Here is a 25964-nt window from a genome sequence, read left to right on the forward strand (position 1 = left end):
CACTTAATTGAATATGATCTCTTTTCATCTCTTTAAATTTAAGATCTTCAATTTACTAAAATTTAGTTTACAGTGTAGTAAAGTATGAAATATAAAAAACTCGTACCATAAGCCTTTTCGATTTGGACTTACAGTACGAGTTTAGAATATAATCAGTTGAGGTGAATTAGTAACTCAAAACACTTCCTAACCAACGCTCCATGATATGCTCTTCTTTCTCTACACGTTTCGCATAGTCTTGCAATTGGTCTTTATTGATTTTTCCTAAACCGAAGTAACGAGAATTTTCGTTACCGAAATACCAACCACTTACGGATGCTGCAGGTGTCATTGCATAACTTGATGTTAGAGAAACGCCAATGTTTTTCTCTACGTCTAGCATCGCAAATAACTTGTCTTTTTCAGTATGATCAGGACATGCTGGGTAACCTGGTGCTGGACGAATACCTTGATATTTTTCATCAATTAATTCCTCGTTGTTATGGATCTCATCTTTCGCATAACCCCAGATTTCCTTTCTTACCTTTTCGTGCATCAATTCAGTAAATGCTTCTGCTAAACGATCGGCTAAAGCTTTTACCATGATACTGTTGTAATCATCATGATCCGCTTCGTATTTCTCTACTAAAGCATCGATTCCGATACCAGCTGTAACAGCAAAACCACCAACATAGTCTCTTCTACCCGATTCTACAGGAGCAACGAAATCACTCAAACAGAAGTTTGGCTTCCCTGCTGCTTTCTTGTTTTGTTGTCTTAAGTGACAAAGTGTTCCTACTTGCTTTTCTCTATCTTCTCTATAGAAAGTAGAATGATGATGCTCTGCATCTGGCAATTCTACATCTTCTTCTTTGAAGTCATATAAAGCAATATCGTCATCGATAATGCTGTTTGCTGGGAAGAAACCAACTACTGCATTCGCTTGAAGTAATTTATTGTCAACGATCTCTTTTAATAACGCTTTTGCATCATTGAAAAGGTCTGTTGCTTGTTTACCTACTACCTCGTCTTTTAGGATTGCAGGGAATCTACCTGCAAGTTCCCAAGTTTGGAAGAATGGTGTCCAATCGATGTAGTGTGAGATTTCCTCTAAGCTGTAGTCCTCAAATGTTTTTACACCTAAGAATGATGGCTTAGTGATTGGTGTTGTTTCCCAATCAATCTCAACCTTATTCTTACGCGCTTCTTCGATTGGTAATAACTTCTTCGCTCCTTGACGTTTCGCGTGAGAAACTCTCAATGCTGCATATTCGTCCTTGAACTCTTGAATCACCTCTTGACGGTACTCTTTATTATCTGAAGTATAAGCTGATGCAATTGGCACTGACTTAGAAGCATCCAATACGTGCACTACTGAACCTGAATATTTCGGGTCAATTTTCACGGCTGTATGGATTCTTGAAGTCGTTGCACCACCAATCAATACTGGAATGTCTAATCCTTGACGTTCTAACTCATCAGCTACATAAACCATCTCGTCCAATGAAGGTGTAATTAATCCCGAAAGACCGATTACATCAACTTTCTCTTCCACAGCAGTTCTGATGATCTTGTCCAATGGCACCATTACACCAAGGTCAATGATCTCAAAGTTGTTACATGCGAGTACTACACTTACAATGTTTTTACCGATATCATGCACGTCCCCTTTTACAGTGGCCATTAAGATTTTACCGGCTGAAGATGAAGCTTCCAAATCAGGATTCTTGGCTTTTTCTTCTTCAATATATGGAATAAGAATCGCTACTGCCTTTTTCATTACACGAGCAGATTTCACTACTTGAGGAAGGAACATTTTACCTTCACCAAATAAATCACCTACCACGTTCATACCATCCATCAAAGGACCTTCAATCACTTCAATTGGACGATCAAATTTCTGGCGAGCTTCTTCTACATCTACGTCAACAAATTCCACTAAACCTTTCACCAAGGCATGTGAAAGTCTTTCTTCTACAGAATTCTCTCTCCAAGAAAGGTCTACTTCTTTCTTCTTCCCTTTCGATTTTACCGTTTCAGCAAAATCAACCAAACGCTCTGTAGCATCCTCTCTTCTATTTAAGATAACATCTTCAACGTGCTCCAATAAATCTTTTGGAATCTCCTCATACACTTCAAGCATACCAGGGTTTACAATACCCATGTCCATCCCTGCTTTACCAGCATGATATAAGAATACAGAGTGCATTGCTTCTCTTACCGCATTGTTACCTCTAAATGAGAATGAGATATTAGAAACACCACCACTTACTAAAGCGTGTGGTAAGTTTTCTTTGATCCATTTTGTACCCTTGAAGAAATCAACTGCATAGTTGTTATGCTCTTCAATACCCGTGGCTACAGCTAAAATATTCGGATCAAAAATGATGTCTTGTGGAGGGAAACCTACTTTATTGACAAGGATATCGTATGAACGACCACAGATCTCTTTTCTTCTTTCGAAGTTATCCGCTTGACCGTTTTCATCAAATGCCATTACTACGGCTGCTGCACCATAGTTTTTAATAATAGTCGCCTTATGGATAAAATCCTCTTCTCCTTCTTTTAAAGAAATAGAGTTTACAATACCCTTACCTTGTAAAGTCTTCAAACCTGCTTCGATTACTTCCCATTTTGAAGAATCGACCATGATTGGAAGTTTGGCAATATCTGGCTCAGAAGCGATCAAATTCAAGAAACGTGTCATACATTCCTTAGAATCCAACATGCCTTCGTCCATGTTTACGTCAATCACTTGAGCACCGCCTTCTACCTGATGTCTTACCACTTCAATCGCTTCTTCAAACTCACCGTTTTCAATTAAACGACGGAATTTTGCCGAACCTGTTACGTTGGCTCTTTCCCCAACGTTCACAAAAATACTATCAGGCTTGATCGTTACCGGTTCTAAACCACTCAAACGTTGAAATGGCTCCTGAATTGGCGTTTCTCTAACTTTCGCATTACTAAATGTATCAGCAATTCCTCCAATATGTTCTGGAGTAGTACCACAACATCCACCAACGATATTGACTAAACCATCAAAAGAACTCAAAATTGAGCTCATCTCTTCTGAAGTCTGGTCATATTCACCAAATTCGTTTGGAAGGCCTGCGTTTGGATAAGCAGAAATATTGATATCTGCTACACGTGATAATTCTTGGATATAAGGACGAAGTAAATCAGCACCCAATGCACAGTTCAAACCAACACTAAATAAGTCGGCATGTCTGATAGAGTTCCAGAATGCTTCAACGACCTGTCCTGAAAGTGTTCTACCTGATGCATCGGTAATCGTACCTGATACCATCAATGGTAAACGCTCTCCTTTATAATAGTTCGGGAATTCATCTTCTCTTCCGGCTGGAACTGCTGAGACTACTTTTCCTTCTTCTACGTCAGTAAAATACTTTTCTGCTGCGAAAAGTGCTGCTTTACAGTTTAAGGTATCAAATACAGTTTCAATCAAAATTGTATCTGCCCCACCTTCTGCCAAACCTTGCACTTGTAAATAATAAGCTTCTACTAGATCATCAAAAGTAACCGCTCTATAGCCAGGATCGTTAACATCTGGAGAAATAGAAGCTGTTCTGTTGGTAGGTCCAATAGCCCCCGCTACAAAACGAGGTTTATGTGGTTCTTTTTCCGTAAATTCTATTGCAGCTTCCTTTGCTAACTTTGCAGAGGCATAGTTTAGCTCATATACTTCACTTTCCATTTCGTAGTCCGCCATCGCAATGACAGTACCACTAAATGTATTGGTCTCTACGATATCAGCCCCTGCCTCAAAATACTGCTTATGTATATCTCTAATGATATTCGGTTGTGTGATTGACAACATATCATTATTACCTTTTACATCGCAAGGGTGATCTTTATATCTTTCTCCTCTGTAATCTTCTTCTCCAAGTTTGTGTCTTTGGATCATAGTACCCATTGCACCATCCAAAATCAGCACACGCTCTTTTGCTAACTCTCTGAGCTTTTTTGACATAAGTATTTTCTAAAAGTTACGTTTCACTTACCTCTGTTAAGTGGATACAGTAATATCATATCCCTTAAGAGGACAAAAACGTGCTTAATAAATTTTCGAGATAATCATTCATGAACGAATGCATTTAGCTCATCTTTCTCGGACACTTCCGAAGCGGGACTTGGCACCTTTCGTTGGGAACAACGGTTGCCATGGCATCTACGAGCCCGTTCTCTCTGCCATTCTTGATAAGCACTCGGCAAAGATAGACACATTTTTAGAAATTTGAACAGAAATAAGGAAGAAAATAAGGCTTATCAATAAAAAAATATGACTTTTTTTATCTTTTTTTAAATTTTGAATAAAAAGGAATTGTACAAAATTTTAAACGTAATTAATACATTTTTACAGCCTACCGAAACAGATTGCGCAACAGGTTTCTATCGTATATTAAAATTCGTTACACAAATAACACAACCGGTTGAAAAGTTAGATCACAACCCTTATCTCATCTCGATGGTATCACACTTTGAATTATTCAATTTTTAGATCAAAATCATACAATTTTAGCCAATATTAAAATTTGCAAAATCAGGCAATTACTCCTAGAATTGTAAACAGACAAGCTAAAGCTCCTATCTCGAGATCAAACTAAATTTAAATTTAAAGCAGCTCAACTAGTCTATTACTTTGAAATGAAAATGAAATGAAGACAATGAAATGAAATGACCAAAGGCACATGACGTCCGTACATGTGTGCCAACTATTCATTGCTTATTAAAACCACTTTAACAAATGAAAAAAAGAATACTACTGTTCAGTATTGTATCTGTATTTCTATTACTTACTACTTTTGGAGCTTATGCTCAGGATAGAATGATATCAGGTATTGTAAACGATGAAATGAAAAGTCCACTACCAGGTGTAAATGTAATTATTAAAGGAACTACACTTGGAACAACTACAGATTTTGAAGGAAAATTCTCACTTAATGTCCCTGAAGGAAATGAAACACTATTAGTCACCTATATTGGTTATTTTGATCAAGAGGTAACGATTGGAAACAAAACAAAATTCACCATCCAACTAAAAGTAGACGCCGAACAATTGGAGGAAGTAGTCGTTGTAGGCTATGGACAAATGGAGAAAAAAGATGTTACAGGAGCCATGGCTTCCATTAAATCGGAAGACTTCAACCAAGGTGTGATGGCCTCTCCTGACCAATTGATTCAAGGAAAGATTGCCGGTGTACAAATGACTCCTTCATCAGGAGAACCCGGTGCTGGGGTAAACATCAGAGTGAGAGGTGGTACATCTCTTACGGCTTCTAATGAGCCACTTTATGTGATTGATGGATTCCCTATTGATAATACAGCTTCAGATCCAGGTACAGGTGGAGTGTATTCCGAATCTGCAGCTAAGAACCCGTTAGCTTCAATCAACCCAAGTGATATTGCCTCTTTTGATGTATTAAAAGATGCCTCCGCCACTGCAATTTATGGTGCTAGAGGTGCCAATGGTGTCATCATCATCACTACAAAAAAGGGAAGAGAAGGTAAGGCAAAAGTAGATTATGACGCCTACTTTGGTGTTTCTCAACTGGCTAAAAAAGTAGAAGTATTGTCTGCTGATGAATATAGAGCGGCTACCGCTGCTGAAGGTACTTCTCCTCTAGACCTTGGTGCGAATACCGATTGGCAAGAAGTAATGACGAGAAATGCTATTACTCAAAATCACAACATTGGTATTTCAGGAGGTACAGCTGAAACGCAATACCGTGTTTCCATTAACTACCTTAACCAAGAAGGTATTATGGTCAATTCGGGAATGGAAAGAATAGGCGGTCGAATGAACATTACACAAAAGCTTAGCAATAAAGTGAAGCTTGGAGCCAATATGATGGGTTCATTTACCTACAACAACAACCTCCCCTATGGTGTTGGAGGAGCATTGGATGGTGGTGTCATCAATAATATGTTGCGTATGTCTCCGCTATTACCTTCAGATTATTCTTCTGCAAATCAGCTAGAGAAAAACCCTTATATCATGGCCAACTCAGTTCGTGATTTCACTAAAACACAAAGAGTTTTAGGTAACGTATTTGTCGAAGCTGAATTTATAGAAGGCCTTACAGGTCGATTAAACCTAGGAGGTGATATTACTTCTGCTAAAAGAGATGCTTACCTTCCAAGTAGTATTGAGTGGGTTTCTAAAGGTAATGGTTCTGCTGATGTTAGAAATAACTATTTACATAATATTCTACTAGAAGGTACAATCAACTATACTAAAACATTCGGAGACCTAAAACTTAATGCATTAGCTGGCTATACTTACCAAGAATTTGGACAAGAATACAACTACACCAATGCTACAGGTTTTGATGTAGATGAAACAGCTGAGCACAATTTAAATGCGACAAGTGGTGAGGTTATCCTTAATTCCAACAAGGAATCGAGCAAATTAATTTCATGGATTGGTAGAGCCAATGTCAGCTATAAAGACAAGTATGTAATGACGGCTACTGTTCGTGCAGACGGTTCTTCTCGCTTTGGTGCTAATAATAAGTGGGGTGTATTCCCTTCATTCTCGGCAGCATGGAGAGTGTCTCAAGAAGATTTCTTAAGTTCAAATGATATCATCACTAACTTAAAAGTAAGAGCAGGTTGGGGTGTTACAGGTTCTCAAGAAATTGGCAACTACCGTTCATTACCAACTTTATCTGGTGATAAAGAGTTTAGTGCTATCGGCATCGGTTCTGGTGTGGCGTATAATAACTATGCAAATCCTGACCTGAGATGGGAGGAAACAACTCAACTTAACTTCGGTATTGATTTTGAATTCTTCAGAGGCATTGTTTACGGTACGTTAGATTTCTATCAAAAAAATACTACTGACCTACTTCTTGAATTAGAAGCAGCTCAACCTGCTCCAGTAGATTTATACCTTCAAAATGTTGGTGAAGTGACTAACCAAGGTGTTGAAATTTCATTAAATACACTAAACATGAGCAAAAATGATTTTACATGGGAAACAGGAATCGTTGCGGCTTACAATGAAAATGAAGTCAAAAACATCGGTGATTACCAACAAATTCTTACGGGTTCAGTAGGTGGTCGTGGACAAACAGGACAATTCTCACAAGTCATTAAGCCAGGCTTGCCTTATGGTACTTTTTATGGTCCTCGCTACCTAGGTTTAGATGAAAATGGTAAAGCAATTCAATCCGATGAAAGAGAAGTATTAGGTCAGGCTATTCCAAAATGGACCTTCGGTATCAATAATACTTTCAGATTTAAGCAATGGGATTTCAACTTTTTCCTTAATGCTGCTACTGGACACCAAGTATTTAACAACACTGCTCAAGAATTTTCTAACGCAAATGATTTATATGCTGAAAACAGTACTTATAATGTTATGAAAGTAGCGGTAGAAGACGGTGTTCGTTCTACAGAATACAATTCTAGATTTATAGAAGACGCCTCATTTATTCGTCTTTCAAATATGACTTTAGGCTATACGTTTAAAATGGAAAACGTAAAATTCATCCGCAGTCTAAGGGTATATGCTTCAGGTCAAAACCTATTCGTGATTACTAATTACTCCGGTTATGATCCAGAAGTCAATGCTCCATCAGGTGGTGGTCAAGTACCTCCTGTAGGTATCGACTACAACAACTACCCTGCCGCTAGAACATATATTGGTGGTATATCTGTAGGATTTTAATCTCCCTTCTGTCAAATTTAAAGAATTAAGAAATAATGATTTTAAGAAATAAATTGATGATCGCACTTGCTGCAGGTGCTTTATTCTCTTCCACTTCATGTACTAATCTAAACGAAGAACTCTATAGTTCTGTAACCGATGAGTATTTCCAAGACCCAGAAAACTTAGTTTCTGCTGTTGCACCAGTATATGCTTCATTACGATCGTATTATCACCACGAAAATGCTTGGGGTTTCTCTCAAGTATCTTCAGATGAAACGTTAGTTCCAACGAGAGGTGGTGACTGGTATGATGGAGGAAAGTGGCTGCAACTGAATGCCCATACTTGGAATGAAAACCACCCACATTTAAAAGGTCTTTGGGAAGCCCCCTATCAAGGTATCGCTAGAGCAAATGTATTATTGGAGACGTTAGAAGGCTTTGAGCAAACAGAAGAAGTAGTCAATACAGCCAATGAAGTTCGGTTCCTTCGTGCTTTTTATTACTTCAACTTAATGGATATGTTTGGCAACGTGCCACTTGTTTTAGTTTCACAACACAATGGTGACACTCCTGCAAGTACTCGTCCTGAATTGACTCAATTTGTTGTAGATGAATTAGAAACTATTAAAGATGCCCTACCCGACCAACCTGCCTACGGTAGAATTGGAAAAGGTGCTGCTTATGCTCTTTTGGTAAAAATCTACTTAAATGGTGGTGTGTATTTTCAAGATGGTTCAAAAGTGGTTGATCCGTCTTCAGAACATTTGGATAAAGCAATTAGCTACAGTAAAGTGATTGATGGTTTAGGTTATGCAGTTTACCCTGATTATCTAGAAACGTTTAAGTTGGCCAATGAAGAAAATAATACAGATTATATCTTCACGATTACTTATGCGGCAGATGACCCTTTAGGAAATCACGGCAACAGCTGGGGTGTGCATTATGACACCCATAAGGTCAAAGGTATAGAGTGGAAAGTTCCATCAAAATGGAACGGTTTTTCAATCATGACAGACCGCTATCAAACTTTTGATGCTACCGATACTCGTATTAATCAATTCTATACAGAATTTGAAAAAGAGGATGGTTCCATTGTTCAACACGAGCAAGAACTTCCATTATTTGATGCCAACAAAACACAAGGAGTTCGTCTGATGAAATGGGAGCCGGATCCAGGTGCAGACGGTGTAACTTGGGGCGGTTGGTCAGGAAATGACTTCCCATTAATTCGTTATGCTGATGTATTATTAATGCATGCAGAAGCTTTAGCACGAAAAGGTATGAATGGCGAAGCATTGGCTATGGTCAATAAATTAAGAACACAAGGAAATCGTTTCGAATCCGATTCACCAATAGCAGACGCTAGTGCTCACTTCACTCAATTACAAAATGATGGAAAAGTAAATTCGCTTCTTGACTTTATTCTAATGGAAAGAGGTTGGGAATTATGTTGGGAAGGCGTAAGGCGTCAAGACCTCATCCGTCATGGTAAGTATTTGGATGCATGGCAAAACAAACAAATGGAAAATGATCCAGACGCGTTTGAGGAAAAAGTAGATGATAATGGTAATACTTATAAATTTTGGTTACCAAGTCAAGGAAAAACAAGTGATGGAACGCACCGCTACTTGTATCCTATTCCTCCTGCACAAGTGGATGCTAATCCAAACTTAAATCAAAATGATGGTTACTAGAATTCGGTATATCTATATAAATCAAATAACGAATACTCTTGCACATCACTCCCTTTCAGATAAATTTAATTAAATAGTGTAGTTTAAGTAAGTAGGCATAAGCATTTTTTGTTTATGTCTACTGCATTTTCAACAAAAACGAATTGAACGTAATTCATACAAAAAGGCCCATTGTCATATCGAAAACAGTTTCAGACCACTTTGGACATTTCAGGGTGGTCTCTTTTATTTTATTTGAACATTAGAGGTTGAATAGCAATATTTTTGTCCTTTGGATCATCAGAAATTTCTTGATTTTTTAAACCTCAAACACCTAAAACTTAGATTTCAATGTAATAAGAGAAGTATTTTATTTTCAGTGTATTCAAAAAATGATAACTTTAAACGCTGGTAATTAGGTAATAACTACTTACTCAAAACTTAAATGATGTACTATTGTACTTGCTTAGCTTTAAATATTAAATTATGAGAATGCTCTTAAATATTCTTCTTCTTTCAATACTATTGTCTCTTTTTGCATCTTGTGGTTCCACCGATATTGAACCTAAACGTCAATACACCACCATTGAAGGTGATGGAACATCGAATGGAAGCACCAAATACTATATTTTTAAAACCTCTAAAGGAAATAAAATAATCATAGAACAATTCATTGTTAAACATAACGGTGAAATCTATGGGTACACTTGGACCAATAATTCCGAAGACAATCTCTTTTTCTTTTCTGCCTCTTCTTTTGAAGGCAGTTGGGCTAACGGTGCTAATGGCCATATTGATTTTGTCATTAATTCTTCGGATCAATTCAGCTTATCAACAAATACTCACAATCAAAACGATTGTTACAATTATCGTAGAAATTTGAAGCATGGAAATACGAAAGATAGTTTTTACGTCAACAACTACACGGAAAAAAGTGCATTTACAGAGATCAATTATGGTCCTTTTTGTATTAGTAATATGAGTGATTTTTATTTACATCGTTAGTCGTTTTCTATTAAAAATGTTTCAAACATGCTCTTAACGATTTCCTTCTATAAAGGATTTAATATGGTTGGCAATTTCTTCTCCTTTCTCTTCTTGTAAGAAGTGACCTGCATTGGGGATTATGATTCTTGTTTGAACTTCATCGGGAATCAGTTTGTAGAAGAACTTTTCCATTCCTCCCAAAACCTGATCCTTATCAGAAAACATGACTAAGGCAGGTTTATCCCATTTCGAAAGTACATCTCTAGCTCTATTCATTTCAAATACTCCTTTATCTGAAGGGTTTGATGGCACTAAAGATGGAAAAATACTTGCTCCTGCTTTTGATGCTTTATTAGGAAAAGGCAAACGATAAGCTTCCAACGTAGATTCATCTAACTTGGTGTATGTTCCTTTCTGAATAATCTGATCAATAGGTAACCAAGGATGATACTTTGCATACAATTGCCATAATCTAAAAAATAGAGAAAGCTTTTTTCCTTTGGGAAGAAAAGTATTCATGATTACTACCCTTTTGAAACGCTCAGGAAATTCTCCGAGTAAACTCAAACCCAACAGCCCTCCCCAATCCTGTACCACCAAGGTCACCTCTTCTAATTTCAGAGTATTCATTAGATTTTTTAGTGACGCATAATGCAGTTCAAAGCTGTAATCTTTTTTGGAGGACAATTTATCAGATTTACCAAAACCAATTAAATCTGGAGCGATAAATCGGTAATCAGATAATACAGGAATAAAGTTTCGATAGAGGTAACTCCATGAGGGTTCACCATGAAGTGCCAAGATAGTTTCCCCTTCACCTTCATCAATATAATGCATCTTAATACCGTTGTTATCAATAAAGTGAGGTGTAAAAGGGTATTCCGTCAGTTTATCGAAAGAGCTGAGGTCTGCAGATAAAATTTCCATAGTTTAAGATATTAAAGAGTAACCGAATGCATAGCAAACTAAAAATTGGTAGCTAATGCTCTAAATACATTGTAAACTAAATGTTCGTCAACTTTCAATCAGCCTTTCTGCCAGCATTTATAGGATCAACTTTCAAGCTTCCTTCTTCTTCATTTTTCCATTGATGAAAAACGAAGCAAAAAATCTAGGCTTAGAAGTCAAAAGCTAAATTCCATTTCACTCGCCTAAATGATTTTAAACTCGCTAAAGCTCAAACAGCAAAATCATTTTTAACGGCTCACTTCATGAAATTCTTCACGCTTTTCCCTTCAAGGCCGAGGGAGATACTACTAAATGATGATCTGATTACATGTTAAAAGACAAAGGTTTTATAATAATTTTCTAAAATGCAGTTCTGTAGAGACGTTGCATTGCAACGTCCTCGCGAACCACAACACACTACCATTAATCCTTCATAAAAGGAGTTATTTTAATTAACGAAAATTTAGTTTACAATGTATTAAAAGACCAATTCCTAAATTGAGCTTAATTAGTGTAAAATAGACATATTAAAAAGATAATCACAATGAAATAATAGAATATTCACCCTCTCAAGGACACATTCAATTCATAAAAATTGTACAAATACAGAATTTTTTAATTAAAAGGGAATCAAAATTTATGCAACCGATTTAAACACACCTTATCAATCGAAAAATAGACAATAGCACTAATACAATTAATTTTGAGTATGTAGCGATCAACATTATTGAGTTATATAAACATACAAACACAACCTCATAACACTGTTTACTTTACATTACTTGAAATTTGTGAAAATGGAAAAACTATTGTAAAATTGCATAAGTGAAAATGAAATAAATTCGATTTAACCCCTCAAAATACAGTCTATTAGAAACTAATTTTATCGATTATTGTTTTTTAACAATTCATAAAATTAGAACATATAATTACGTCAAAATGAATAGAAGTATCCGTAAATAACTCTTAGTTTAATACGATTAAGTGTATAAGATAATATGGCGGGTCCCTTGAATAGAAAATTTGTCTATAGTTCTATTCTGCTTCAGAGGAGTGCTTCTCTCCTCTGAGGTTCCCCAAGTCATTATCAGAGTATAAACTCAGATACTTTCTCTATAGAAAATTTTATAAAAAAAGAACTTTAAATAAGTACACATTAATTAGAATAAGTACTAAGTCAAAAATAAATAATAACTAATTCTTATTTATTTTTTGGGAGTACAACGCTAAAAAACGTATGAATAGTGGTTCTATTTAGCGTTTTTTGAAGGAAGTAATCGCAAAATAATAAACAGAATTAGTGGTATATAATTTTGTCTTAGTACTTAAGAAATTCAAAAGTATAATTACAGTTTGCTGTTAATTATCCATACCTCTTGTAGGTCTTAAGCTTTGTAGGTCAAAGTCACTAATTAATTTGGCTCATTTTATGAGCGCGGGACACTCTCCCGCCATACTTATAGACAAGCCTCCCAAGTATTCATCGTACATGGGGGGTCTTGTTAAGAAATTTTTAGTTTGCGATAGTATAGAATAATAACTACTGATTCAATCAAAAAAGGCTATTCTAATATTTAGAATAGCCTGATTTTTTATGTTCCAAAATTTAAATATTGTAACTGACTACAATACTCTCATTTTAGCCTTCACAAGAGATACATTCGTCTCCTGTTACATTCATTTGCGTTCTTAAAATACTCTCACTTCTTTGGTAATAAAGCGTTTTCACACCTAAAGCATGAGCTTCCAACATTACTTTGTTGATGTCTTTTACAGGTGTTGTTGGAGGGAAATTCAAGTTCAAACTTTGAGATTGATCTAAGTAAGTCTGACGCAATGCCGCTTGCTTTACAATCTGCAATTGATTGATTTCTTTGAATGTCAAGAATAATTCCTTCTCTTCGGCTGTTAAACCTCCAATATTTTGAACAGAACCACCATCTGCTAAGATCTGTTTCCAAACGTCTGGCGTATTCAAACCTTTTTCATCCAATAATGCCTCAAGGTTTTTGTTCTTACGAGAGAAAGTACCTTTTGCTGAGTCCATTACGTAGTAGTTACTTGCAATTGGCTCAATACCTGTACTGTAACCACCTGCAATCAATGCATTAGAAGTTGTTGGAGCTACTGTCAATAAAGTAGTATTTCTTCTGCCAGTATCCATCATTACTTTTGGCTCACCATATGCAGAAGCTAACTTTTCTGACGCTCTAACCGCTTGTTCTTTGATTTGTTTGAAGATGATTCTTGTCCAAGAATCTGCAGCAATACCTGCAAAAGGAATTTTCTTCTTCTGCAAGAAACTATGCCAACCTAAAACCCCTAAACCTAGTGCTCTATGGTTTTTAGCAAAGTTCACGGCTCTTTCCATGTGAGGGATGCCTTTTGCTTTCGCAATAAATTCTTCCATTACAGCATCTAAGAAGAAGATAGCTGTTTCTACAAGGTCAGTATCTTTCCACTCATCATATCTTACTAAGTTCAATGATGATAAACAACATACAAATGATTCGTCCTCGTTGGATGGTAACATAATTTCAGAACAAAGGTTAGAAGCTTTGATTTCCATACCTTGATCCTTGTACCATCTTGGACGCTGATTGTTAGCGTTGTCTTTGTATAAAATGTAAGGAATTCCTTTTTCAATTCTTGATTTGATGACTTTCGCCCAAACCTCTCTACTGCGTTGATCTCCTTCTCTTACCTTTTGGATAAAGCTATCAGAAACTGAAACACCCATAAAGATATTTTGGATGGACTTTCCTACATCTTTAATCGTCAAGAACTCATCAATATCACCATGCTCAACGTCAAGGTAAGCGGCTAACATCCCTCTTCTTGTATTTCCTTGATTCGTACCATTGATTACCGAATCAAACATTTCCAAGAATGGATAAACACCATTACTTGTACCGTTATTAGTAATTTCAGATCCTCTTGGACGTACATCTGAAACGTTGATTGATGTACCACCTCCGATTTTGGACATCATCATTACCTCACCCAAAGTACTACCTATACCCGCAATGCTATCTGGCACATAACTACCAAAGCAACTAATAGGCAATCCTCTTTCAGTACCCATATTTGACCATACAGGTGATGCTGGGCATAAATAGTTATTCCATATCGCATCAAAAAATCTTTTCTCAAAGTCTGGTCTTTTCAAACGAGCTGCTGCAGCTTTTGCAATTCTTGTTACAGCATCACGTACATTTTCTCCTTCTAGAAGATAACCGCTTTTTAAGGTTTGGAGCCCTTCATCAGTCATCCATTTTGGGTGTGAATCCAACTGAGAAGTCTCGATAGTCATGTTAATATCAGACATAAAATATTTAGAACTGAGGGTGGTAATATGTTATAGTATTGAAGGTGCAAAAGGACGGTAAAAATCCTTCTGCACTTTGATATTTCTTCTGTAAGATTAGAATAAATCGTCTGCAGTTACAGATTGTGATTTTTTAGTATATTCCGTTGGTCTTACCGCAAAGAAGTCGTCATGAGCGTGACCAAATACTTCTTCGTCAAACCACTGCATTTCCTTCAATGCATCTTGGTTTACTTCGAAAATAGGTTTTAAACCAATCTCGTTTAAGCTTCTATTCAAACGGTCTCTCATAAAGTGAATCAAGTTCTCAAGAGGAAGGAAAGACATTTCTTCTTTTTCAAAAATGCCGTTCAATAATCGAACTTCAACATCATGAGAAATTTTAGCAGCTTCGTAGATACGTTCTTGTAACTCAGGAGTGTTCAACTCTGGGTATTCAGAAATTAAAGTATTGTATAACCACATTCCTGCACGAGCATGAGAGTTTTCATCTTTCGCACTCCATTTGATGATGTTTCCAATCCCTTTTAGTTGGTTTTTGAACTTTTTGAAGGATAGTAAAATCGCAAATTGAGAGAATAGGTTTACATTTTCAGTAAAGCAAGAGAAAATGGCAATACTTTGTAATAAGTCTGAAGGAGAAGGCTTTCCATTCTCATCTACAGCTACTTTTGAAAGCATTTCTAATCTTTCCATAGCCGTCTCATCTTCCAAAAACTCTTCAAAGTTATCTAAGTCTAGTAACTCATTCAAACGAGCGTAAGCTGAGGCGTGTCTTGCTTCATTTTCAGCAAATGTAATTGCCATTGCAGCAATTTCTGGTTTTGGGATAAACTGTCCAACTACACCCCAAAAATCATCCTGCACATTTGTTTCTGTTTGAGCAAAAGTCTTAAGGATATTTCCAATAACCTCACGTTCATTATCCGTAAGGTTTGTTTTAAATTGTTGAATATCAGCATCAAAATTCACTTCTGAATGAATCCAGAAAGTTTGATGAATAGCATCTATAAAATCCTGAGCCTGAGGATATTCAAAGGGTTTGTAAGCTACACGTTTATCAAGTAAGCTCATTTTTCATTTATTTTTCTTAGTACAACACACAAAGTGAAAAAACACTTAAATTTAAAGGCACTCCAAAAAACTAGAGTAAGTGATTTCCTACACAAAAAAACAAGCATTTCATTTTTTAGATGATAGGATACAGCTCCTTTTTTAAACCCGAAAAAGATTTCTGAGCTTATAAAGGCAGGTCTTCTGACTTGTATAATTTGGTGCTTCAACCTTCCCTTGATCATCTTTCAAAGTGGTTAAAAATAAAGCACTTCTCTCTACTTACAGCTGCGGGTACAGTATAGGATTCACACCTATTTCCCTTTTCACTCAAAGTATTTTAACACAACTTTGAGCACCTTTATTCTAGCAAATTAATGGTGTTTTGCGGAGTAATGCAAACTTTTAAGAGGTTCTTTTTTTTAAAAAATTTACACATTTTTTTCTTGAAATCTTCAATATAAAGCGCTATATAAAATTACAACGAGAGATAAATATTATTGTACTTTTCAAAGAATACAAAAAGAAATAATTCTGAATACAACTTTGTAACACTAGCGCTTATTCATAGAAAAACATCAATTTTTACAAAGGCAAATTTTCCAAAATGGGAACAAAATAATAAACTATAGTTAAATACGAATTGTTTTGTTGTTTGAACAAAAATATTGTAATTAGAATTACATATTAAAAAACTCTAAGCGTATTTAGTACACTATTGTATCTTTTTTACAATCACTATTAAGGTGTTGATTTTTTCAAAAAATATTCCTGTGAGGAAGAATCTGCAAAAAATATTTTTCACCTCTAAAAGGCTTCTCCAAAAGTGAGATACAATCCCGAACTTCCATCTGGGCCCATACCATAATCTGCCCTTAATGTTGCTCGGTCATCTTTATTAATTAAAAGACGAAGCCCTGCCCCACCTGCAAATTTAAACTGATCAAAAAGGAAGGCATTCCAATTTGGAGCTACTTGTGCCGCTGAAAAAAATGCTGTCGCTCCAATTCGCCAAAATAGATGTTGTCTTACTTCACCTTGAAAAGCCATCATATGATTATCCCTAAACCGACCTTCATAAACTCCTCTCATCATCACTAAGCCACCCATCAGTGATAATTCTCTAAAAGGAACATCACCATACGTCTGATTGAGCAGACCTTGAAAAGCGACCACCGTATTATATGGTTTTCTCTTATTTAGTGAGAAATACTTTCTCATATCCAATTTGAAAGCACTAAAGCTATAATCACTTCCCAACCAGCTACCATAGCTTTCCGCTCTAAATTCAATAAAATGCCCTTTTGTTGGAGCAAGTACAAAATCTCTTTTATCCCATTTGTATACTAAACCCAATCCGGAGTTTATCCCACCTTTATAACCTGGGATCTCTTCTAAACTCCCTGTCCCATCTGCTCTCTTCTCAACACTGATATCCCAAAAGTTCACATACCTATATTGCAATCCGATAAACATTTTATCAGATAACTTTTTCAAGAATTGTTGTCTCCACTCCACCTTTGACCAATCCATCAGCTGCTCATTTTCCATAGGTGTGTTATTTCCAATACCGTAATACTTTTCGGGGTATTTAGAATACTCCAAAGATCCTTCAAAAACCCAATCTTCATGATTCGTAAATAAAGTATGCTCTAGTTTAAAGCGCATTTGATTTTCTAAGGTATAAAAACCAATAAAGTAAATATTGGAAGGTCTTGTATCAAAAGTTGCGTTTGCTGTTTTGAATTGATAGATACCTACCGCGCCGAACTCCCAACTCGTTTCTTGTGCATAGGCAGGATACGGAAAAGCGGTAAATTGTGGTCTGTATAGGGTATCAAGTTTAGATTGTGCATGACCTTTTACAACGACAACAAGAAGTAAAAGCAGTATATAAAGTGGTTTGAAGTTCATTTTTATATCAATATTACAGATCAACTGTGGTCAATGAATGGACTTTTCGCGAAAGTGATTTTACTCAACAGTCAAATGATAGATCGCCAAAAATACTATTTTTTAACTGAAAGTAATTTATACTTGTACCTTCATTAAGTACCAAGCCGAAAATTGATCACAAGTATTTTTCAGCTCAGCACTTACTATGAACTAAGTTTTCGAATATTAATAATACTGATCTGTAGGACACGAATGACACTATCGCTTAACATTCTAGCCAGTAGTATTACTACTCTTTTACTTTAGTAGTGCTTTATTGGCCTTGAATGGAAAAGCGTTAAGAATTTTATGTATAGAGCCGTTAAAAATGATTTTGCTGTTTGAGCCAAGCGAGTTTAAAAGCATTTAGGTGAAAGGAATGGAATTTAGCTTTTGCGTTCAAAGCCTTGACTTTTTTGCTTCGTTTTTGTGTTAAGACAAAAATGAAGAAGAAGGAAACTTGAAAGTGGACCCAATAAAAGTCGGCAAAAGATCAATTAGTAGTTAAAGTTGATTTAGTTTACAGTGTATTTACTATAAATAACTAATCTATTCATTATTATAAACTCAATCTCCATTAAAAATGAAAAAGTATATTTCTCTTCTTTTCATTCTTCTCTCATTATCAAGTTGTCATTTCAATAAACTGTATCATTTAATGAAAAAAGGTGAATTGATTTCGGAAGACAATCAAATCACTATCCCTTTTGAGACTCGGATGGGGCTTATCATTATAAAAGTCATGATTAATGGCAAAAAATATGATTTCCTCGTTGATACTGGAGCAATGAATGTCATTAGTATTGAAATGGCTGAAGAATACCAATTCAAGAAAAAACACAAAATATCCGCTTCCGACTCTCAAAACAACAAACAAAATGCTTTCTTCTATGAAATCCCTGAACTTTTCATTGAAAACTTCTCTTTCAAAAACACCAACTGTATCGCTTTAGACATTTATGATGAAAAATTAAACTTCAGCTGTTTAGGAGTTGATGGCATTATTGGTTCTAACTTAATGAAAGAAGGAATCTGGCAAATAGATTATCAAAAAGAAGAGATTACAATCTACAAAAACAACACACCTTTAGACCTCTCAGCATACGATTCTATTCGTTTTTCAAGCGATGATCAATTCAACCCTATTGTACCAATTAATATCCATGGGGCTACTTCTACACTCAAAGTTGACACAGGAAGTAATGGATACCTCAGGTTAAATGGTAAATACATGGAATCTGTCCTTAAAAAAGACAGTCTTGAATTCATCACATCACAATACGGAAGTATTACTTCTGGTATTTTCGGTAAGGGTAAAAACCAAACCAAGAAATTTTATAAGGCAGACTCTCTATTACTAGGTGATTATTTGTGTCAAGATTTTATTATCGGTTTTCAAGAAAAAGGCTCTCATTTATTAGGGAATAGATTCTTTGCGAACTATAATCTCGTTATCAATTGGCAAAAAAAGATGCTTTACATTAAACCTGTTGATGAGATAATCCTTCATTCAGATAAACGTTTCCCACTTTCTATTGATCGAAAAGAGGATCTTAAAACATATTACATTAGAAGTATTTTTAATAATTATCAAGATCAACACGGTAACATTACTGTTGGTGATACTGTGATTAGTATTAATCAAATTCCTACAACTAATTTCACCTCTGATAGTTATTGTGAATTCTTACAAATACAAGAGAACAGTAATCGTTTAGATTTTGAATTTATTCATAATAACGATACTTTAAGCCACACTATTTTTAGTGAAGAACAATACCAGTAATTAGTCATGAATTTTATTGCCATTGATTTTGAAACTGCGAATGCCAAACGTACGAGTGCGTGTTCGATTGGGATTGTAGTAGTCGAAAACTACGAGATTGTAGATTCTCAACATCATCTGATTAAACCCTTACCGAACTACTATAATGCTATGAATATTGATATTCATGGCATTACACCAGAAATGACTGAAAGTGCACCTACTTTTGATCTAAGATGGAGTGAACTGCATCAGTTACTTACCAAATATCCTCTTTTGGCCCATAATGCTGCATTTGACTTCACCGTACTTAGAGATACACTTACAGCCTATCATCAACCTTTGCCTGATATAGAATTTTATTGTTCTCTTATACTTTCCAGAAAAGCATTGCCCAACCTTGGTGGGTATGGGTTAAGTGCTCTCTCTGATCATTTTAATATCAAACTTGATCATCACAATGCAGAGAGCGATGCAAAAGCAGCAGCCATTATTGCTTTGAAAATGCTAGAAATTCATGGCAGTGAATCTTTAGAAACGCTCACTGAAAAAATGGGAAGTAAGCAAGGATTCATGAAAAGTAATGGCTCATTTCAAAACTTTGGCAATGGTAGACCTGTAAAGAAAAGGAAAACGTATCAATTCCAACCTGCAAATAACCCCAACCCTAATCACCGCTTTTACAATAAACATGTTGTATTTACTGGAAAATTAAACGAGATCAATCGAAAAGAAGCAATGCAAAAAGTGGTCTCTGTAGGGGGAAAAGTATTCCCTGATATGTTGACCCCTCAAACTGATTTTTTAGTAGTTGGACAACAGGACTTCAAGAAATATGGTGAAGGTTTCAAGTCTTCCAAATTAAAAACGGCTGAAAAATATAAAGAACAAGGCTACCCATTGTTTATTATGGGTGAAAATGAATTTTTATTATCCGTTGAATAAGAAGAGAACTACAGTTTTTCAAACCTCGTAAAGATTGTAGTTCTACCTCCTATTTTCATTAGACCAACAACCTACCTGTTGTCAGTGGGACCATTTCATTATCTTGAATCACAAAGATTTTTCTATTACGATAATAAATCGCAGTTTCTGGCAATTCATCATGGGTCTCCTCTATACTTTTCAATACATAATTCTTATTGAATAATGAAAATTGGATAGGAGCTTCATTAAGGTCAAAAAAGAAGTTTTGAAGTAGTCCACTTCCTTCATTTTTGAAGATACATCTGTAATACATCGAATTGGGTTGGTTTGAGTTTGTAGTTTATGATACACAAAAAAACTTGTTAAAGAAGGACAATTCCTTGGTCATTCTTAGTGGTGCTTCAATTTAGTTTAATTTTTTATATAAATTTACTTTTCTATCTAATAAATAAACGTTCTATATACGATGTTATCAAAAGTTCAACAGTCTTTTATGTTCCTTGCCGGCCTAGTTCTCTTCACTTATTGCAATACGCCAAACCAACAAGTTGAAACGCTAAAGATTGCTACTTCTGCTAACATGCAGTTTGTAATGCGAGACTTAATACACTCTTTTGAACAAGAGAGTGGTATTGCCAGTGAAATTATTGTAGGCTCATCAGGAAAGCTTTCTGCTCAAATTATCAATGGTGCTCCTTATGATGTATTTGTTTCTGCAGATATGATTTACCCTCAAGCATTAAAAAAAGAGAACATGAATGCCTCTGATGTCATTCTGTATTCGGTAGGAAAATTGGTAGTTTGGAGCAAAGAAAGACGTTTTCAATTTGAGGAGATTGATGATAAATTGATTACCAAAATCGCAATTGCCAATCCCAAAACTGCCCCGTATGGTAAAGCTGCACTAGAAGCCATCCAACATTCATTTAATGATAGCCTTCAAAATAAATTGGTTTTTGGTGAAAGTATATCACAAGTCAATCAGTTTATTTTAGCAGACCAAGTAGACTTAGGTTTCAGCTCTATTTTTATTGTCAATGCTCCCTCAAACAAAAACCTTGGGTATTGGTCAGAAGTACCGGAACATCTATATGAACCCATTGCACAAGGGATGATCAGTATTAAAGGTAAGCATGAGAAAGAAGCCCAACAACTTCTTGATTTTATTATGAGCAATAAAGGTCAAGCGATCCTTAAAAGTTACCATTGATATAATTACTTCTTTATCTTTGAGTAATTTTTAGCATTTATGATAGACTGGACTCCATTTATATTGACATTAAAATTGGCATTGCTCACCACAATAATATTGTTTTGCATTGCTATACCTCTAGGGTATTTTCTGTCAAAAAGAAAAAACATATTTACCATCTTCTTAGAAACATTATTTGGCCTTCCTCTAGTGTTACCCCCTACTGTATTAGGTTTTTATATCCTTATCACACTAGGTAAAAATAGCCTAATAGGAGACTTTTTATCGGAGCATTTCGATATTCAATTAGTGTTTTCATTCAGTGGTTTATTGATCGGATCTATTATATATAGCTTTCCTTTTATGATCCAACCTCTTCAAGCAGGTTTCTCCACCATCCCCGAAGACTTGATTCATGCTGCAATGCTTATGGGTAAAAAAGAGATTACAATACTTCTAAAAGTTGTTTTACCCAATATGAAAAGTGCAATATTAAGTGGGTTAGTCCTTACATTTGCACATACAATTGGTGAGTTTGGTGTGGTATTAATGATAGGTGGTAACATCCCTGATAAAACAAAAGTAGCCTCAATTGCTATATATGATTATGTAGAAAGTATGCAGTACGACAATGCTCACGAATATGCGTTTATATTACTTTGCTTCTCATTTACAATACTTTTCCTACTTTATTATTTTAACCGTAAGAATAATTTCAACCTCAAGTGATCCACATTAGCCTATATAAAAAAATCAATAAGAGTAAAGTTCAAAGTCAATTTCAATTAGAGTTTGACTTAGGTGATATTATTGGTATTACAGGACCTTCCGGTAAGGGGAAAACTACTTTTCTCAAGGTTATAGCAGGGCTTATGGATTGCGAAAAAGGAAGAATTATTTTCAATGATACAGTTTGGTTAGACACCACTTCAAAAGTCCAATTGTCACCACAAAAAAGAAATATTGGTTTTGTATTTCAGGATTATGCACTTTTCCCTAATATGAATGTCATTCAAAATATTTCATTTGCTCAAAATGAGAAGTTTGAAAAAGAGGAATTGGAACGATTAATTGATGCATTTGAGATCAGAAGCTTACTAAAACAAAAAGTCAATACACTATCAGGCGGTCAGAAACAAAGAGTAGCTATTGCAAGAGCTTTGGTACAACTTCCTCACCTTTTATTGATGGACGAACCTTTTTCTGCTTTAGATTTCAGAGTAAAACAAAGAGTGATTGACTACATCATGCATTTTCAAAGTAAACACCATACACCCCTACTTATCAATACGCATCAAATCCATGAATTAGAAGCATTAACCCAACATATTTATGAGTTGAATGACTTCCAATTACAACTTCTTGACATGGATGCTAGAATTCAAGAAAAAGCAATTGTTACCCAAATCAATATTGAAGAGCGAACTATGGAAGTTGAGCTTGATCGTAGAAACTACGTTTTACCTCTCAAAAAAGGAGTAGTGTTAGGAGAGCAAATTCATATCTCTATTGAGTAAAACTCTTTAAAAGGAAAAGCATGTTCAAAACTTTTTCATTATTGAAAATAAGCTCTAAACATGCTTTAATAAACCATACTAAATTGAGTATTTGCATTGATCAGGTCATCTAATTAATGCTGGTAAAATCTTATTTTTGCTTTGTTTTCTTAATTGGTTAATAAGCAAGCTAATTCATTTAATAATACACAAGAACTGATGATTTATTGTTTTTTGAACTACAAATTAAACTAAACTGCTATGTTTATTTCTTCTTCTTCATGGAAGCGATCTAATTGGTATTTCACAAAAAGAGCTTCAATATCTTCTTCCTGAATTGGGTCAAAAGACATAAATAAGGGACGTTTAGTTAGATTTGAGCCAGATAAAATCATTACAGGATGTCCTGCTTTTAATAATTTCACCTTGTTTGAATTTAATGTGATACCCAAATCTCTTTTGAGGATAGAGCGCTTAGAAAGCTGAGCTATTAAAGAGTAATTTAGGGCATCATACACATACATTGTGGTCATAACATTATAGTTTGAATAAAGAGTGCTGCATTTTATAGTCTAGCTAAATGTAATATTTATTAAAGTCAAAACCAAATATATTGACTTATGCAAGAGTTACATCGTTTTTCTTTATGAAAATTTATCATTCATTTTTAACCAATTGGTTTTTAATTCATTGATTTAACATTAAATTGAGTCGATAATTATAAAAACATTAATCTAGAAACTTCATGAAAGTAACCTACTTAGGCCACGCTTCTCTTCTGATTGAAACAGCAGGCAAAAAGCTAATCGTTGACCCATTTATTTCACCAAATGAGCTGGCTAAAGATATCAATATTGATGAACTAGAAGCTGATTATATCTTGATTACACACGGACATCAAGACCACGTGGTAGATGTAGAAGCAATTGCACAAAGAACAGGAGCTACAATCATCTCAAACTTTGAAATAGTGTCTTACTACGGCGAGAAGGGGCTTAACGGACACCCAATGAACCATGGAGGTAAATTTACTTTCGATTTTGGCACATTAAAATACGTCAACGCCATTCATTCAAGTGTATTACCTGATGGTACTTACGCGGGTAATCCAGGTGGTTTTGTGCTTTGGAATAAGGAAGGGAAAATTTACATTGCAGGTGATACTGCCTTAACAATGGATATGAAATTGATTCCTGCAACATGTGGTGATCTTGATCTTGCAATTTTACCAATTGGAGATAACTTTACAATGGGTTATGAAGACGCTAAAATTGCAGCTCAATACCTAGAGTGCAATACAATTATGGGTTATCATTATGACACCTTCCCTCCTATAAAAATCGATAAAGCAGCAGCTACTCGTTATTTTAAACAATCTGAAAAATCACTCCTATTACCTAACATAGGAGAAACAATTGACATAGATACGGTCTAGCTAAATATCATTTAAAACCTTTGCTTCATTGGTGTTCATGATGAGGTAAAGGTTTTAAAACCACCATTCCGACTTAAGCCCAAGGTAATTCCCCACATTTCCTGAATTTTCTGCTTCATAATACTGAGAAAGCCCATACTTTTTAACCACATCATTGTATACTGCAATAGAATACACCAAACGGATATGTGGCCTAGCCATTAAACTTCTCTCACCCGAAGGAACATACACTGGAGCAATTGTAAATTTATTCATCTGTCCTAAACCTGGAGTAAAACCTGTTAAGCCCTGAGAATACTCCTGAAAATCACGCATCTGAAAATTATATTCTAACATGAGTTGTAGTTTATCAGATAAATAAATCATAGGCCGAAAACCAATGGATAAATCCCATTTTTCATTAGGCCTATTGTCTGCTACAAACACCGGTGTAGTCGCACCCATAGCGTATCGAAAAACACCATATCCCATTAAACCCCAATACTTATTGATATCGTACACAAAATTTTCAGTAATATTAATCCCATATGCACCATCATAACGTCCTTTTATATTTGGGTTACCGAAATTGATAAAGGAACGAGAAGACCATCCATCATCTCCTGGACCATTGGCTATTCTTGCTCCAAATCGTATAGACGAATGATTTAAGAAATTATCTTTCTGATACATATGCATCACCCCCAACAACCATCCATAATCACTTATTTCCTTTACAATAAACTGCGGTTCAGTAAGTGAATCTTTGCCGGTGAAATGGTATTCACCCATAAAGTTAAAAGTGTGATTTGGGTTCAAATGCCAACGGTGTTGTAATGAAATAACATGCTTTTGCCTACCATCATCATAATTGGAATCGCCATAAGGGTTGCCTGGCTGATCTTGAACAACTAAAGCTTTAATCAATGAAATTGTGGTAGTACCAATCGTCAAACCAAAACCTTGACCAGTCAGGTTATTGAATTGCCAATAATCGGCCATATCAATGTTTTTATCTCTAAAATACTTGCTTCCTACCCATAAATGAATGGGTATATTATACAATGTATCGGTGATGTCTAGAAAAACTTCTACAAAATTGGTTTTTGTATCATTGGCAATAAAAGTATTATCACCGGAAAAAGACTGTGTGGTCAATTGAAATTGTATTTTAGGACCATCTTCCTTCATATCTAATAACCGATGAATATTGGTCACACCCGTTAATTCAATGTAGTCATTCTCTTCTAATCTCCCCCCTAAAGCACCTTGATTAGAGAGGTTCAACCGCGCTCCTACTTTATCTCCATCTAGTGAAGAGGATATACCTACCCTGCCATAAGTATGAAATTCAAATGTTTTCTGTGCAGAAAGCTGAGTACTGAAAATTGAAAAGATGGTAAAAAGTAGTAGTACGTTTTTATACATAGGTGCGATGAGAGAAATTAGTCTAAACAAAAACAAGAGAAGCCTTACAATAAAGCTTCTCTTATAAATATATGTTTTAAAAATCAAAAAGTAGCAATGCTTTCATTTAATCTGAAAGACTAATTAATATTTTTAGTTGGGTGATTACGTTGTTCAGATAT

General features: G+C 35.4%; 17 protein-coding genes and 2 riboswitches. Of the genes, 9 read left to right on the forward strand and 8 right to left on the reverse strand.

All coding sequences use genetic code 11. The features are described from left to right. Nucleotides 1–166: 166 nt before the first annotated feature. Nucleotides 167–3973, reverse strand: a complete 3807-nt coding sequence (metH, locus tag IC221_RS15860) for a methionine synthase (RefSeq protein ID WP_188169909.1) — start codon at nt 3971–3973, stop codon at nt 167–169. A 126-nt stretch (nt 3974–4099) separates the two neighbouring features. Continuing rightward, a riboswitch (SAM riboswitch) is annotated at nt 4100–4207 on the reverse strand. A 540-nt stretch (nt 4208–4747) separates the two neighbouring features. On the opposite strand from metH, the gene IC221_RS15865 reads away from it, so the two are divergent. The 3 genes from IC221_RS15865 (at nt 4748) to IC221_RS15875 (ending at nt 10335) form a co-directional block, all read left to right on the forward strand. Continuing rightward, nucleotides 4748–7675 (forward strand): TonB-dependent receptor, encoded by a 2928-nt coding sequence (locus tag IC221_RS15865; protein WP_188169910.1) that lies wholly within the window; start codon nt 4748–4750, stop codon nt 7673–7675. Between the two features lie 35 nt (nt 7676–7710). Next, nucleotides 7711–9351, forward strand: a complete 1641-nt coding sequence (locus tag IC221_RS15870) for a RagB/SusD family nutrient uptake outer membrane protein (protein ID WP_188169911.1) — start codon at nt 7711–7713, stop codon at nt 9349–9351. 465 nt (nt 9352–9816) lie between these two features. Continuing rightward, nucleotides 9817–10335: a hypothetical protein gene (locus IC221_RS15875; protein WP_188169912.1), complete on the forward strand. Its 519-nt coding sequence runs from the start codon at nt 9817–9819 to the stop codon at nt 10333–10335. A 33-nt stretch (nt 10336–10368) separates the two neighbouring features. Here IC221_RS15875 and IC221_RS15880 read toward each other — a convergent pair whose 3' ends face one another. The 4 genes from IC221_RS15880 to IC221_RS15895 all read right to left on the reverse strand — a co-directional run bounded on the left by IC221_RS15880 (nt 10369) and on the right by IC221_RS15895 (nt 17560). Beyond that, a complete protein-coding gene (locus IC221_RS15880) occupies nt 10369–11244 on the reverse strand; it encodes a haloalkane dehalogenase (RefSeq protein ID WP_188169913.1) in 876 nt (291 codons plus the stop codon). A 1660-nt stretch (nt 11245–12904) separates the two neighbouring features. Next, nucleotides 12905–14593 (reverse strand): ribonucleoside-diphosphate reductase subunit alpha, encoded by a 1689-nt coding sequence (locus IC221_RS15885; protein WP_223241404.1) that lies wholly within the window; start codon nt 14591–14593, stop codon nt 12905–12907. Between the two features lie 96 nt (nt 14594–14689). Continuing rightward, nucleotides 14690–15667, reverse strand: coding sequence for a ribonucleotide-diphosphate reductase subunit beta (locus tag IC221_RS15890; protein ID WP_188169914.1), 978 nt, complete (start codon nt 15665–15667; stop codon nt 14690–14692). Between the two features lie 155 nt (nt 15668–15822). Next, a riboswitch (cobalamin riboswitch) is annotated at nt 15823–16024 on the reverse strand. Between the two features lie 429 nt (nt 16025–16453). Next, nucleotides 16454–17560, reverse strand: a complete 1107-nt coding sequence (locus IC221_RS15895; protein WP_188169915.1) for a BamA/TamA family outer membrane protein — start codon at nt 17558–17560, stop codon at nt 16454–16456. 604 nt (nt 17561–18164) lie between these two features. Here IC221_RS15895 and IC221_RS15900 point away from each other — a divergent pair. Both IC221_RS15900 and IC221_RS15905 read left to right on the forward strand, forming a co-directional pair. Further along, nucleotides 18165–19367, forward strand: coding sequence for a retropepsin-like aspartic protease (locus tag IC221_RS15900; RefSeq protein WP_188169916.1), 1203 nt, complete (start codon nt 18165–18167; stop codon nt 19365–19367). A gap of 6 nt (nt 19368–19373) precedes the next feature. Continuing rightward, a complete protein-coding gene (locus IC221_RS15905) occupies nt 19374–20291 on the forward strand; it encodes an exonuclease domain-containing protein (protein WP_188169917.1) in 918 nt (305 codons plus the stop codon). A gap of 58 nt (nt 20292–20349) precedes the next feature. Here the strand turns inward: IC221_RS15905 and IC221_RS15910 are convergent, their stop codons facing one another. Beyond that, nucleotides 20350–20586: a hypothetical protein gene (locus IC221_RS15910; protein ID WP_188169918.1), complete on the reverse strand. Its 237-nt coding sequence runs from the start codon at nt 20584–20586 to the stop codon at nt 20350–20352. Between the two features lie 153 nt (nt 20587–20739). Here IC221_RS15910 and modA point away from each other — a divergent pair, with 153 nt between their 5' ends. The 3 genes from modA to IC221_RS15925 are packed head-to-tail and all read left to right on the forward strand — an operon-like array spanning nt 20740 to nt 22982. After that, nucleotides 20740–21483 (forward strand): molybdate ABC transporter substrate-binding protein, encoded by a 744-nt coding sequence (gene modA, locus IC221_RS15915; protein ID WP_188169919.1) that lies wholly within the window; start codon nt 20740–20742, stop codon nt 21481–21483. A gap of 39 nt (nt 21484–21522) precedes the next feature. Next, complete coding sequence (gene modB / locus IC221_RS15920) at nt 21523–22194, forward strand: molybdate ABC transporter permease subunit (protein WP_188169920.1); 672 nt, start codon at nt 21523–21525, stop codon at nt 22192–22194. Beyond that, the gene (locus tag IC221_RS15925; RefSeq protein WP_188169921.1) at nt 22191–22982 is read left to right on the forward strand and encodes an ATP-binding cassette domain-containing protein; all 792 of its coding nucleotides are present in this window, start codon (nt 22191–22193) and stop codon (nt 22980–22982) included. Before modB ends, IC221_RS15925 begins: the two co-directional genes overlap by 4 nt. A 230-nt stretch (nt 22983–23212) precedes the next feature. Here the strand turns inward: IC221_RS15925 and IC221_RS15930 are convergent, their stop codons facing one another. After that, complete coding sequence (locus IC221_RS15930; protein ID WP_156152536.1) at nt 23213–23494, reverse strand: hypothetical protein; 282 nt, start codon at nt 23492–23494, stop codon at nt 23213–23215. 212 nt (nt 23495–23706) lie between these two features. On the opposite strand from IC221_RS15930, the gene IC221_RS15935 reads away from it, so the two are divergent. After that, the gene (locus IC221_RS15935) at nt 23707–24396 is read left to right on the forward strand and encodes a metal-dependent hydrolase (protein ID WP_188169922.1); all 690 of its coding nucleotides are present in this window, start codon (nt 23707–23709) and stop codon (nt 24394–24396) included. Nucleotides 24397–24450: 54 nt separating this feature from the next. Here IC221_RS15935 and IC221_RS15940 read toward each other — a convergent pair whose 3' ends face one another. Next, nucleotides 24451–25803 carry a carbohydrate porin gene (locus IC221_RS15940; protein WP_188169923.1) on the reverse strand — a complete coding sequence of 451 codons (1353 nt, stop codon included), beginning with the start codon at nt 25801–25803 and terminating at the stop codon, nt 24451–24453. Between the last annotated feature and the right edge of the window lie 161 nt (nt 25804–25964).

The sequence above is a fragment of the Flammeovirga sp. EKP202 genome (assembly GCF_014534745.1).
Lineage (GTDB): Bacteria > Bacteroidota > Bacteroidia > Cytophagales > Flammeovirgaceae > Flammeovirga.

What these genes read in the sequence shown, in the direction of transcription:
- metH (WP_188169909.1), bottom strand. Translation starts at nt 3,973, where the DNA reads ATGTCAAAAAAGCTCAGAGAGTTAGCAAAAGAGCGTGTGCTGATTTTG.
- IC221_RS15865 (WP_188169910.1), top strand. Translation starts at nt 4,748, where the DNA reads ATGAAAAAAAGAATACTACTGTTCAGTATTGTATCTGTATTTCTATTA.
- IC221_RS15870 (WP_188169911.1), top strand. Translation starts at nt 7,711, where the DNA reads ATGATTTTAAGAAATAAATTGATGATCGCACTTGCTGCAGGTGCTTTA.
- IC221_RS15875 (WP_188169912.1), top strand. Translation starts at nt 9,817, where the DNA reads ATGAGAATGCTCTTAAATATTCTTCTTCTTTCAATACTATTGTCTCTT.
- IC221_RS15880 (WP_188169913.1), bottom strand. Translation starts at nt 11,244, where the DNA reads ATGGAAATTTTATCTGCAGACCTCAGCTCTTTCGATAAACTGACGGAA.
- IC221_RS15885 (WP_223241404.1), bottom strand. Translation starts at nt 14,593, where the DNA reads ATGTCTGATATTAACATGACTATCGAGACTTCTCAGTTGGATTCACAC.
- IC221_RS15890 (WP_188169914.1), bottom strand. Translation starts at nt 15,667, where the DNA reads ATGAGCTTACTTGATAAACGTGTAGCTTACAAACCCTTTGAATATCCT.
- IC221_RS15895 (WP_188169915.1), bottom strand. Translation starts at nt 17,560, where the DNA reads ATGAACTTCAAACCACTTTATATACTGCTTTTACTTCTTGTTGTCGTT.
- IC221_RS15900 (WP_188169916.1), top strand. Translation starts at nt 18,165, where the DNA reads ATGAAAAAGTATATTTCTCTTCTTTTCATTCTTCTCTCATTATCAAGT.
- IC221_RS15905 (WP_188169917.1), top strand. Translation starts at nt 19,374, where the DNA reads ATGAATTTTATTGCCATTGATTTTGAAACTGCGAATGCCAAACGTACG.
- IC221_RS15910 (WP_188169918.1), bottom strand. Translation starts at nt 20,586, where the DNA reads ATGTATTACAGATGTATCTTCAAAAATGAAGGAAGTGGACTACTTCAA.
- modA (WP_188169919.1), top strand. Translation starts at nt 20,740, where the DNA reads ATGTTATCAAAAGTTCAACAGTCTTTTATGTTCCTTGCCGGCCTAGTT.
- modB (WP_188169920.1), top strand. Translation starts at nt 21,523, where the DNA reads ATGATAGACTGGACTCCATTTATATTGACATTAAAATTGGCATTGCTC.
- IC221_RS15930 (WP_156152536.1), bottom strand. Translation starts at nt 23,494, where the DNA reads ATGACCACAATGTATGTGTATGATGCCCTAAATTACTCTTTAATAGCT.
- IC221_RS15935 (WP_188169922.1), top strand. Translation starts at nt 23,707, where the DNA reads ATGAAAGTAACCTACTTAGGCCACGCTTCTCTTCTGATTGAAACAGCA.
- IC221_RS15940 (WP_188169923.1), bottom strand. Translation starts at nt 25,803, where the DNA reads ATGTATAAAAACGTACTACTACTTTTTACCATCTTTTCAATTTTCAGT.